The organism is Mongoliibacter sp. (assembly GCF_007692705.1).
Lineage (GTDB): Bacteria > Bacteroidota > Bacteroidia > Cytophagales > Cyclobacteriaceae > Mongoliibacter.
In genome coordinates this window covers 1-11,508 of sequence record NZ_REBN01000217.1, presented here as the reverse complement: position 1 = coordinate 11,508, position 11,508 = coordinate 1, and the positions used below count along the sequence as shown (strand labels likewise).

General features: G+C 40.5%; 8 protein-coding genes. 6 read left to right on the top strand and 2 right to left on the bottom strand.

All coding sequences use genetic code 11. The features are described 5' to 3' along the window. Positions 1 to 933 (bottom strand): 1-deoxy-D-xylulose-5-phosphate synthase N-terminal domain-containing protein (locus EA341_RS15360; RefSeq protein WP_293016048.1); only part of this gene is annotated, 933 nt, incomplete at its 3' end. A 183-nt stretch (positions 934 to 1,116) separates the two neighbouring features. On the opposite strand from EA341_RS15360, the gene EA341_RS15355 reads away from it, so the two are divergent. The 6 genes from EA341_RS15355 to EA341_RS15330 all read left to right on the top strand — a co-directional run bounded on the left by EA341_RS15355 (position 1,117) and on the right by EA341_RS15330 (position 9,701). Further along, positions 1,117 to 1,866 (top strand): segregation/condensation protein A, encoded by a 750-nt coding sequence (locus EA341_RS15355; protein ID WP_293016047.1) that lies wholly within the window; start codon positions 1,117 to 1,119, stop codon positions 1,864 to 1,866. Between the two features lie 3 nt (positions 1,867 to 1,869). After that, positions 1,870 to 2,931: a lysylphosphatidylglycerol synthase transmembrane domain-containing protein gene (locus tag EA341_RS15350; protein ID WP_293016046.1), complete on the top strand. Its 1,062-nt coding sequence runs from the start codon at positions 1,870 to 1,872 to the stop codon at positions 2,929 to 2,931. Positions 2,932 to 2,948: 17 nt separating this feature from the next. After that, on the top strand, positions 2,949 to 5,411 hold the full coding sequence (locus EA341_RS15345) for a bifunctional UDP-N-acetylmuramoyl-tripeptide:D-alanyl-D-alanine ligase/alanine racemase (RefSeq protein ID WP_293016045.1): 2,463 nt from the start codon (positions 2,949 to 2,951) through the stop codon (positions 5,409 to 5,411). 77 nt (positions 5,412 to 5,488) lie between these two features. After that, complete coding sequence (gene serS / locus EA341_RS15340) at positions 5,489 to 6,760, top strand: serine--tRNA ligase (protein ID WP_293016044.1); 1,272 nt, start codon at positions 5,489 to 5,491, stop codon at positions 6,758 to 6,760. A 56-nt stretch (positions 6,761 to 6,816) separates the two neighbouring features. After that, positions 6,817 to 8,943: a prolyl oligopeptidase family serine peptidase gene (locus tag EA341_RS15335; RefSeq protein WP_293016043.1), complete on the top strand. Its 2,127-nt coding sequence runs from the start codon at positions 6,817 to 6,819 to the stop codon at positions 8,941 to 8,943. A 326-nt stretch (positions 8,944 to 9,269) separates the two neighbouring features. Next, positions 9,270 to 9,701 carry a nuclear transport factor 2 family protein gene (locus EA341_RS15330; protein ID WP_293016042.1) on the top strand — a complete coding sequence of 144 codons (432 nt, stop codon included), beginning with the start codon at positions 9,270 to 9,272 and terminating at the stop codon, positions 9,699 to 9,701. Positions 9,702 to 9,761: 60 nt separating this feature from the next. Here the strand turns inward: EA341_RS15330 and EA341_RS15325 are convergent, their stop codons facing one another. Next, positions 9,762 to 11,399, bottom strand: coding sequence for a hypothetical protein (locus tag EA341_RS15325; RefSeq protein WP_293016041.1), 1,638 nt, complete (start codon positions 11,397 to 11,399; stop codon positions 9,762 to 9,764). Positions 11,400 to 11,508: the final 109 nt, after the last annotated feature.

The following is an 11,508-nucleotide window of genomic DNA, read 5'->3' as shown; positions in this document are numbered from 1 at the left end:
CTTATCAAAAAGACCAGGCGCATGCCAAGTGGTTTTATTACCGTTTTCTGCTGGAGCATAGCCTTTCCCTTTTACTGTGACACAGTGGAGGATTTTTGGACCGGGAATGTCTCTCAGATCGGCAAGTACCTCTACGAGATGGTTGACATCGTGACCATCAACGGGTCCAAAATACCTGAGATTGAGGGATTCAAAAAGATTGCTTTGCTTCAACACAGCAGATTTGATGGCACCTTCTACTTTAGAGATAATTTCTTGAGCGGAAGAACCAAATTTGCTGAATTTGCCAAGCAAGTTCCAGACTTCGTCTTTTGCTTTGTTATATGTATGGGAAGTAGTAATGTCAGTAAGATAATCCTTTAGAGCGCCAACATTGGGATCAATGGACATGCAATTGTCATTGAGGATAATAATCATGTTGGTGTCTGAAACACCTGCATGGTTCATGGCTTCAAAAGCCATACCCCCAGTCATCGATCCATCGCCGATAACTGCTACATGTTGTTTGTTTTTATCGCCTTTGTATTTGGAAGCCATAGCCATACCTAGGGCTGCAGAAATGGATGTACTGGAGTGGCCTACACCAAAAGTATCATATTCGCTTTCTTTTCTTTTCGGAAATCCAGAAAGGCCACCATAAAGTCTGTTCGTGTAGAATTTATCTTTTCTGCCAGTCAGGATTTTATGTCCATATGCTTGATGACCAACATCCCATACCAACTGGTCCTCGGGAGTATTGAGTACGTAGTGCAGAGCTACGGTGAGCTCTACCACTCCCAAGGAGGCGCCAAAATGTCCACCATAGACGGATACATTATCCACGATAAATTGGCGCAATTCGTCGCAAATCTGTACTAACTGGTCTTTGGAGAATCTTTTAAGATCATCAGGAGTGTTGATCTGGGATAGAAGTTTTCCGGGTTGAATTATCATCAGCGAAACATTACATTTTTAAAATTTATTAACATCATGAGATGTCAATTGTTTGAAAAAGATATTGATAAGGGTCAGTGCATACTTACCGGCTCTTTTTGTCTTCCAAGTGTTAAATTAGCATTATTTGGATATCTTTGAACCAAATACCGTGCAAAATTAAGAGAAAATAAATAGTAACCAGTGAGTTTCGAAATCAAATTGCCTCTTTTTGAAGGTCCCTTTGACCTGATGCTCTTTTTCATAGAAAGAGATGAGCTGGATATTTATGACATTCCCATAGCCAAAATCACCAAAGACTTTCTGGATTATATCCATCAATTGGAGAAAATGGAGATTGAAGTAGCAAGTGAATTTATTCTTTTTGCAGCTACTCTTATGAAAATTAAATCCAAAATGTTGATACCTAGACCTGAATTGGGTGAAGATGGTCAGGAAATTGACCCGAGAGAGGAATTGATCAGGCATTTGCTAGAGTATAAAAAATATAAATCCGTAATCAGTGACTTGGCTGCTTTGGAAGAAAGCAGGATGGCGAAAGTGAAAAGGGGTAATATTGCTGCTGAGCTGAAATCCATTCATAAGGCTGATGATGTGGATGCAGAAATGCAGGACATAGACCTTTATAAATTACTTAAGGTTTATCAGAGAGTTATGTCCAAGTATGCTGCCAGAACAGACGAAACCACGCACACTGTGATTCAATACCCTTACACTATCGAACAGCAAAAAGACTTTATATTGGAACGAATTGCATTCAGAAATAAAATTCCTTTTTCTGAATTTATTGAATACAAACGGGATAAGATTTTTGTGATCTATACTTTTTTGGCAATTTTGGAACTTCTACAACTGTCTAAGGTTACCATTACCATCGGTGAGGGATTTAATAACTTTTGGGTAGAAAAGACTGAACAGGTGGCCACAGAGTAGTGTATGAAGTTAGACAACAAGAAGATTTTCGAAACGCTTAACCCCAACAAGGTTTGGGTACCAGTCCTTATAGGAATAGGTATTGTTTTCCTGATGTTCTACCTGGATCCAAATGTCAATGCGAGAACACTCAGGGGAGTTTTTGATGCGTCAGCATGGGGGATTGCGTTGGCTGTTTTGGTTATTCTTTTTAGAGATGCAGGTTATGTGTACAGGATCAGGGAAATTACAGGTAAGAGACTGACTTGGATCCGTGCTATTTATGTAATTATCCTTTGGGAATTTGCATCGGCGGTAACACCCTCAATAGTAGGAGGCACTGCGGTTGCAATTTTTATTCTTCATAAAGAGGGAATCAAATTGGGAAAAGCCATTGCTTTTGTGATGGTAACGGCAATTTTGGACAATCTCTTTTTTGTCATAGGTGCTCCTATTATTTTGTTCTTTGCGCAAGGAAATATTTTTCCAGCGAGCAGGGTGATGGAAATGAAGCTTGGAAGAAGTCTGGAAGTACTATTTTGGACGAGCTATGCCCTCTATGCCCTCTATTCTTTGATTATGGCATTGGCACTTTTTTACAGACCTCGAGTTTTCAAGTGGGTATTATTGAAAATATACTCCATCAAATGGCTCAGAAAGTGGAAACATTCTGCCAACGAATATGGCAATCAGATCATTGAAGCGTCTAAAGAGTTGGTTGGGAAAAGCTGGAATTATTGGCTTCCGATAATTGGGGCCACCATATTTATCTGGAGTTCTCGATACTTAATGCTCAATGCGCTCATAGGAGCCTACGAGTCTCTTTCACTAAATGAGCACATTATCATTTTTGCCAGGCAGGTGATTATGTGGATCGTGATGATGATATCACCAACACCAGGAAGTAGCGGAACAGCAGAGTTTTTCTTTGCCCAGTTCTTCTCTGAATTTCTTGTCGGCTACACCTTTGTCACCAGTATCCTGTGGAGGCTTTTATCTTATTATCCTTACCTTTTACTGGGAGCGATATTTCTTCCGAGATGGATTAAACAGGTTTTTTTCAAAAAGAAAGAAAGCAATAAGTAATTCCTTAATTTAAAGCCATGATGCAAGCGCTTACAGCAGGGCAAGTAGCTGAAATTACAAAAGGGAGTCTTTTGTCAGGGAGTGTGGAAGGAGCCATACATGCTATAGTCATAGACTCCAGGAATATCCTCAATCCTTCAGGGTCTTTATTTGTAGCCTTGAGAGGAGCTAAATTTGATGGTCATGATTTTATTAAAGAAGTCTTTGAATTGGGGGGAAGGCACTTTTTAGTCGCTCAAGATTTTGATGCCAAATTATTTCCAGAGGCGACTTTTATTGGTGTTCGGGATGCTCACATCGCAATACAGGCTTTGGCAGCTTACCAAAGAAAACTTTTTTTAGGCCCATTGGTGTCCATCACTGGGAGTAATGGTAAAACCATAGTGAAGGAATGGTTGGGGCAGGTATTGGGTACCCACTTTACTGTGGCCAAAAGCCCTAAGAGTTATAATTCCCAGGTGGGTGTTCCTTTATCTATTTTTGGAATTGAATCGCAGCACCAAGTAGCCATTATGGAAGCGGGTATTTCCAAACCCGGTGAAATGGCCAAACTTGAAAAAATACTCAAACCAAATATGGGTATTTTTACCAACATAGGTACGGCACATGAGGAAGGCTTTGCCTCTGAGACGCAAAAGCTTCAGGAGAAAATCCGTCTTTTTGAAAACTGTAGCTTTATCATCTACAGGAAAGAACAAAAAATGCCAGCGGAGCTTTTAGAAGCGGTATTCAATCCGGAAAAACTCATTTCATGGTCTGAAAACCAGGGGGCTGATTTTACCTATACTGTAAAAAAGGAGGAGGGTAAATCCAAGATTCTGATGATGCGCACGGACTTAAGTGTATTCACTTTTTGGGTGCCGTTTGTGGATGAGGCATCCCTGGAAAATATCAGGCATGTCATTACCGCGGCAATCAGTCTAGGTATGGATAATACTGCCGTACAAAAAGGGCTGGATCACCTCAAGGCTGTAGATATGAGACTGACTCTCAAGCCAGGAATCAATCAATGCCTACTTATAGATGACACTTACAACAATGATTTGGCAGGTCTGAAGTTGGCTTTGGATTTTATGGCAGCGCAGCGACCAAAAAACCGTAAAATATTAATTCTTTCAGATCTTTTACAAGTTGGGGAAAAGGAAAGGGTATATGAAGAGATCGGGCAGTTGTGTAATTATTACCAAATTGATTATTTGATAGGCGTAGGAGCAGAAATTTCACTTGTACAAAATTCTTTTGTGGGAAATTCTTTATTTTATCCTAACACAAAATTGCTTCTAAGTCAATTGCAAACTGATTTTTTCAATAACGACTTGGTTCTGATCACAGGAGCGAGGAGTTTTGGGTTTGAAGAAATTGTCAACCGTCTGCAGCAAAGGGTTCATGGGACTACTTTGGAGATCAACCTCAATGCTTTGACTCATAATTACAATTTTTATAAAAGTAAGCTTCACCCCAAGACAAAAGTTATGGTCATGGTAAAAGCTTTTGCTTATGGTGGAGGTGCGGCTGAGATTGCCAATCATCTGCAACAGCTGAAGGCGGATTATCTGGCCGTTGCCTATACGGATGAAGGAATTGCATTGAGGGAAGAGGGAATCCAAATGCCGATTATGGTACTCAATCCAGTTCAGGAAAGTTTCATGCACTTGGTCAAGCAGGAACTCGAACCGGTTGTTTACAGCCTGTCTTTTTTCAGGCAGTTGGGGATTTATTGCAAGACGAACCAAAAGCATCTTAAAGTTCACTTAGACTTAGATACTGGTATGCACAGGCTTGGTTTTGAACAAGAAGCACTTGAGGAACTGAAAAGACTGATCCTGGAATTTCCCCAACTGGAAATTGCAAGTATTTATACACACTTGGTTGGGGCAGATGAGTCTGAACATGAGGAATTTACTTTGGAACAACTCAAACAATTTTCCGAAATGGTAAATGAAATCAGTCAAACATTGAACTACAAGCCTTTGATTCATGCCCTAAATTCAGCAGGTATTTCCCGTTACCCAGACCATCAAATGGATATGGTAAGATTGGGAATTGGTCTTTACGGAGTAGAAGTGTCAGGGATTTTTGATGGAAAACTGAAGCCTGTAAGTACTTTGAAAACTACTATTTCTCAAATCAAATTTTTGAAAAAAGGCCAAACCATTGGATATGGTAGAAAGGGAATTATGGACAAAGATGGAAAAATAGCCACCATCGCCTTAGGGTATGCAGATGGTTTTGACAGACGCTTCAGCAATGGAGGCGGGTATGTTCTGATCAATGGAAAGAAAGCCAAAGTCATAGGGAATGTCTGCATGGATATGACAATGGTGGATATTTCGGATATTGAAGCCAAAGAAGGAGATGAAGTAGTCATATATGGTCCTGGCATATCCCTTATAGACCTGGCCAAAAGAATAGGAACCATACCCTATGAGTTGTTGACCAATATTTCTTCGAGGGTAAAACGGGTTTACTATTTGGATTAAGCCAAAATCAATCTTGGGGAAAGGCTATTCCATGAACATCCTTATCTTTGTCAATTCATTTTATTTGTACTGCAGTTATGTTACTTGTCAATACCATTCGTGATCATTTTGAGACAGTCCTTGAAGGATTGCAAAAACGGAATTTCCCTCATGCAGAGGCTACTTTGCATCAGGTATTAGAGCTGGATAAAAGCCGTAAAGAAACCCAAACACAGAGGGACAACCTTCAAGCTGAAGCCAATGCTATTTCCAAAGAAATAGGAATGCTGATGCGGGAGGGAAAAAAGGAAGAAGCAGAGAAAATTAAATCCAGAACTTCTGAAATCAAGGAGCAAGTAAAAAGTCTTGAAGAAACCTATAATAATTATGAAGAAGATCTCAAGCAGCTTCTTTATTCCATACCCAATGTGCCCCACAGCTCTGTTCCATCCGGAAAATCAGCAGAGGATAATGAAATTGTGTTGGAATATGGGGAAATCCCTAAACTACCGGAAGGTAGTCTTCCGCATTGGGATTTGATCAAACAATACGATATTATAGATTTTGATCTTGGGGTGAAAATCGCTGGAGCAGGATTTCCAGTTTACAAAGGAAGGGGAGCAAGACTTCAGAGAGCGCTTATCAATTTCTTTTTGGACGAAGCCCTTAAGGCGGGGTATTACGAGGTGCAGCCTCCTATTCTGGTCAATGAAGAATCTGGATATGGAACGGGTCAGCTGCCGGATAAAGAAGGGCAAATGTATGAAGCTGCCGCTGATAGTCTTTACCTGATTCCTACCGCTGAGGTTCCTATAACGAATATGTATAGGGATGTCATTTTGAATGAGGTTGATTTTCCGATCAAAAATGTAGGTCATACCCCATGTTTTAGAAGAGAAGCCGGTTCCTGGGGAGCTCATGTACGGGGCTTAAATAGACTTCATCAATTTGATAAGGTGGAAATTGTGCATGTTTCCCATCCAGACCAGTCTTATGAGGCATTGGAAGAAATGAGCATCTATGTACAGGGCTTATTAAAGAAGTTAGAACTTCCTTACAGGGTGTTAAGGCTGTGCGGTGGAGATATGGGCTTTACTTCAGCACTTACTTATGATATGGAGGTGTATTCCGCCGCTCAGGAAAGGTGGCTGGAAGTAAGTTCTGTAAGTAATTTTGAAGCTTACCAGGCCAATAGGCTAAAATTGAGGTATAGAGGAGAAGACAAGAAGATACAGTTAGCACATACATTAAATGGCTCTGCCTTAGCATTGCCAAGGATAGTAGCTGCCATTTTGGAAAATAATCAGACCGAAGAAGGTATCAGGATGCCAAAGGTGTTGATTCCTTACCTTGGATTTGACCTACTGTAATATTAATTTTAAAGGCCTTTTTACAGGCCTTTTTTTATACACTAAAATCAACAGAAATGACCCCGAATAAAACTTTAGCAACCGTGCTTGGTTTGCTCCTTTTAGGAGCTTGCGCACAAGAACAAAAATTTGAAAAAATCGAAGTGAATTACCCTGAAACAAGAAAAAGTGAGCATATGGATACCTATTGGGGAGAACAGGTAGCTGATCCCTACAGGTGGATGGAAGATGATTATGCAGAAGAAACCAAGGCTTGGGTAAAGGCCCAGAATGAGGTTACTTTTGGTTATTTAGAGCAAATACCCTTTAGAGAAGATATCAGGAAGCGCTTGGAGGAAGTCTGGAATTATGAAAAAGTTTCTGCTCCAAGGACTCAAGGGGATTATCAATACTATTACAGAAATGATGGGCTCCAAAATCAAGCTGTCATGTACAGAAAATCAGTGGATGGGGGAGATGAGGAAGTGTTCCTTGATCCGAATAAACTCTCAGAAGACGGGACCACTTCACTAGCAGGAACCGCCTTTACCGAAGACGGTAAACTTTTCGCTTATGCAGTTTCTGTGGCTGGATCAGATTGGAGAGATATTTATGTAATGGACACTGAAAGCAAGGATCTCTTGGAGGATAAAATCGAAGATGCAAAGTTTACGGGAATTGCCTGGAAAGGCAAGGAAGGATTTTTTTACAGTACCTATGACAAGCCTGATGGATCTAAGCTTTCGGCCTTGACCAATAACCATAAACTTTATTACCATAAGTTAGGAACCTCGCAGGCTGAAGATAAATTGATTTTTGGAGATGATGCCAATCCGAGGAGATACGTTGGCGCTTCTGTGACAGAAGATGGGAAGATTTTGTCCATTTCCGCAGCAAATTCCACTACTGGTAATGAATTATATATTCAGGAATTGGATAAGACCAATGCACCGATCATCAAAGTAGTGGACAATATGGAAAGCAATAATTACCTCATCGAACATAAGGAGGGTAAACTTTTCATATTCACCAATAAAGATGCGCCTAACAATAGGCTGGTAACAGCTCCGGTGAATCAAGCAATGCCTGAAAATTGGACAGATATAATTCCTGAAGAGGAGAGTGTAGTGAGTGTTTCTAAGGGTGGAGGTAAGTTTTTTGCTTCCTATCTCAAGGATGCCATTACTGAAGTAAGGCAACTGGACTATGAAGGCAGTGTGGAAAGAATAATTGATTTACCTGGAGTAGGTTCCGCAGGAGGATTTGGAGCCAAAAGCGACGAAACTGAATTGTACTACAGCTTCACCTCTTACATTACTCCCGGTACGATTTATAAGTATAATATTCAATCAGGTGAAAGCACTGTTTACAATAAGCCTGATATTCAGTTTGACCCTGAGAAATTTGAAAGCCATCAGATCTTTTATACATCTAAAGATGGTACAGAAGTTCCCATGATCATTACCCACAAGAAAGGGCTCAAGATGGATGGGAAAAATCCTACTATACTTTATGGGTACGGTGGTTTCAGCGTAAGTTTGACACCTTCATTCAGCATTGCGAATACTGTTTGGCTGGAAAATGGAGGGATTTATGCTGTTCCAAACCTAAGAGGTGGAGGAGAATATGGTGAAAACTGGCATTTGGCGGGGACCAAGATGAGTAAGCAAAACGTATTTGATGATTTTATAGCGGCAGGTGAATACCTTATCAATGAAGGTTATACCTCATCAGATTACTTGGCCTTGAGAGGTGGAAGTAATGGTGGTCTTTTGGTAGGGGCAGTTATGACCCAAAGACCGGATCTTGCCAAAGTTGCTTTCCCGGCAGTGGGAGTACTGGACATGTTGCGGTATCATCAATTTACAGCAGGAGCAGGATGGGCGTATGATTATGGGACGGCTGATGATAGCGAAGAAATGTACAGGTACCTGAAAGCGTATTCGCCCCTTCATAGATTGAGTCCGACCAATTACCCCGCTACTTTGGTAACGACAGCGGATCATGATGACAGGGTTGTTCCGGCGCATTCATTTAAGTTTGCACAAACCCTCCAAGATTCCCAACAAGGCGATGCTCCCGTATTGATCCGAATAGAGACCAACGCAGGACATGGAGCGGGTAAACCGACTTCCATGCAAATTCAGGAAATTGCTGATATTTATGCTTTTGGACTGTATAATATGGGGGTTGGGTTTAAATGATAGTGATGGATACTAATTGATATTAGGGGATATTTGGATATTGGCTGCTCCTGTGACAGAAATATGGTAGAAATACTGTGGAAACTGGAGCTTTAGCGGAAGTCCCGAGAGCGAAGCGATTCGGGATAAGGGTTGGGGATATTAATGGATACTGATTGATATTGGTAGATATTGAGATATTCCGTTGGGTGAAATAATGTAGATATATTATTGAAATACGGTAGAAATACTGTGGAAACTGAAGCTTTAGAGGAAGTCCCGAAAACGAAGCGATTCGGGATAAGGTAGAAACTGGAGCTTTGGCGAATGTTAAAAAAATTGAGACTATGAAAAAAATCGGATGGTTGTTTTTAGTGCTTTTCGTAACGGTTTCCTCTGTTTTTGGGCAATCTGATGAAAAGGAGCAGGAAGCGATTGAAGCGACAATTAAACTGTATTTTGATGGGATGATGGAAAGGGATAGGGGAAAATTGGATCAGGCTTTTGATCCCTCCGCCAGATTAATAGGCTATAGAGGGGAGAAATTCACTGTGACTCCTTATGAAGAATGGGCATCAGGAACTGCAGCGGGCACAACCAAAAGAGACCCTGAGGATTTCGACAACAAGTTATTGGATATTGAAATCAAAGGCTACACAGCAGTAGCGAAAACAGAGCTATTCTGGCCTGAGTTTTATTATTATGATTATTTGACTTTGGTGAAACGGGATGGGTATTGGAAAATCGTCCATAAAACCTGGTACGAAGAGAAAAGATAAAGTAGAAGGCCCAGAATTTCTGGGCCTTTCTGATTATGGGTGATTTCGCATGCTGGGTGATTAGTTTAATTTGCCCTCTGTATCGGTAAAGTTACCTGAAATGGTAATATTGCTTCCTTTTCGTACTTCTCCGAAGATGGTGATTGTATTGCCTTCTCCTACAAATTCCAGCGTGGCACCTGAATTGAGGTTAATATCTCCATAAATCACTGCCGATCCACTGATTCTCATTACCGCATTGCTATTGATACTAAGTGTATTGTTTCTTTGGTATTGTCCGAAGGCAAACGAACCATTCATTTCGAAAAGACCATTTGAGTTTACATTTAAACTATTTTCCACAGACATGGAACCGCAAAAAATCAGGTGTCCACCAATATTGACATTTTTGAAGGAGTTTGATCCTCTATACGCTTCGGCCTGATTGCTGTTGATATTTAGGTTTTGGTTTCCCATATACCTTCCTGAAAAACTACAGTCTATTGCAGTGTTGCCTGCATCATCTTCAACTTCTTCTTTTGAAATTTTTAGGATTTGAAGCCCACCTGCACCTGTAGCAACAAATAAGTGCTGACCTTTGATTTTTACAAAATTGGAGGAACCTGATAGGGAAAGTATGCCCAGTTTTTCAATGTTGGAGAGGTTAGTCAGGTCTGCTATGCTGACGCCCGCACCACCATTTGCCATCAACAAAAGGTTTTCATCATAAGAAACAGCATTAGTGACTAGGTCTTCAGAAAGCACACCTTCTGGATTGATGGGGATAGCAATTTTTTCTATAAGGTTTCCTGATGGTAGGCTATAAATTCCTGCACCTCTTAAGCCTTCAGAAACGAAAAGCATTTCAGGGCCCATATCCAGAGTCCTTTTGGATTGAGGGATATCTTCAGGGATAGAGATTTTTCCAATATTTGAAAGTGTTTGTGGATTCAAAAGGTGTATCCCTTCAGTGCCACTGAGTGCTGCCAAAATGTTGTTGCCATATTTTACAGCCCTGAGGTCCGAAATGGCTAATTCACTTTCCATTTCATTACTACCATTGAAGAGGCCTATAGAACCATTTGAGCCTGATGCTACGGCAGTGTGAGAGGGGGTTCTTGTAACATCTGTGGCTGCAAAACCATCAATATCTGATCTGGTAAAATCAGAAGTGAAATTTCCGTTTGATACATCTACCGTCATATATTGAGCGGCTGTATTTCCTTCAAAATCCCTGTCAATGTCAAATGCAGCTGCGATAAAAAGCTTACCATTTTGATAAGTCAATGAGTTGATATCTGCAGTTTTGAACATTGCTTGTGCAGTAATCTCAGGCTTTAGGGGATTGGAAATATTATAGATTTCTATGGCACCATAAAAACCAGGACCTTCTTTGTTGTAGCTGACAAAGGCATAATCTCCATCAATATCTACATGAGTAGCTTTTAAGATTTTACCATCATACCTTGGTGGCTCTACTTGTGAGACCAACATCAAGGGGAGTCTACCTGCAGGTGTATCTTCCAAAGTCCTTCCCATTGCAAGTTCCGGATTGAAAATACTGATAACACCTGCTCCTTCAAGGCTGACTCTGGTATTCAAAGCTTGGGTATCAGTACTGATTACTATATTCTGGTCAGGATTACTGGGGAATTCCCCCTCTCTTTGGCAGGCTGTTATTGCAAAAGCGATGGTAAAGCCTAGTAAAATTTTCTTCATGGCGTTTTTTTGTTTGTGAAATACATTTAGAGTGATTCAAAATAAATAATTAAATAGTAGATAGAAATAAAAATTAAATATTGATAAAATCAAAATAAAAGAATAAAAT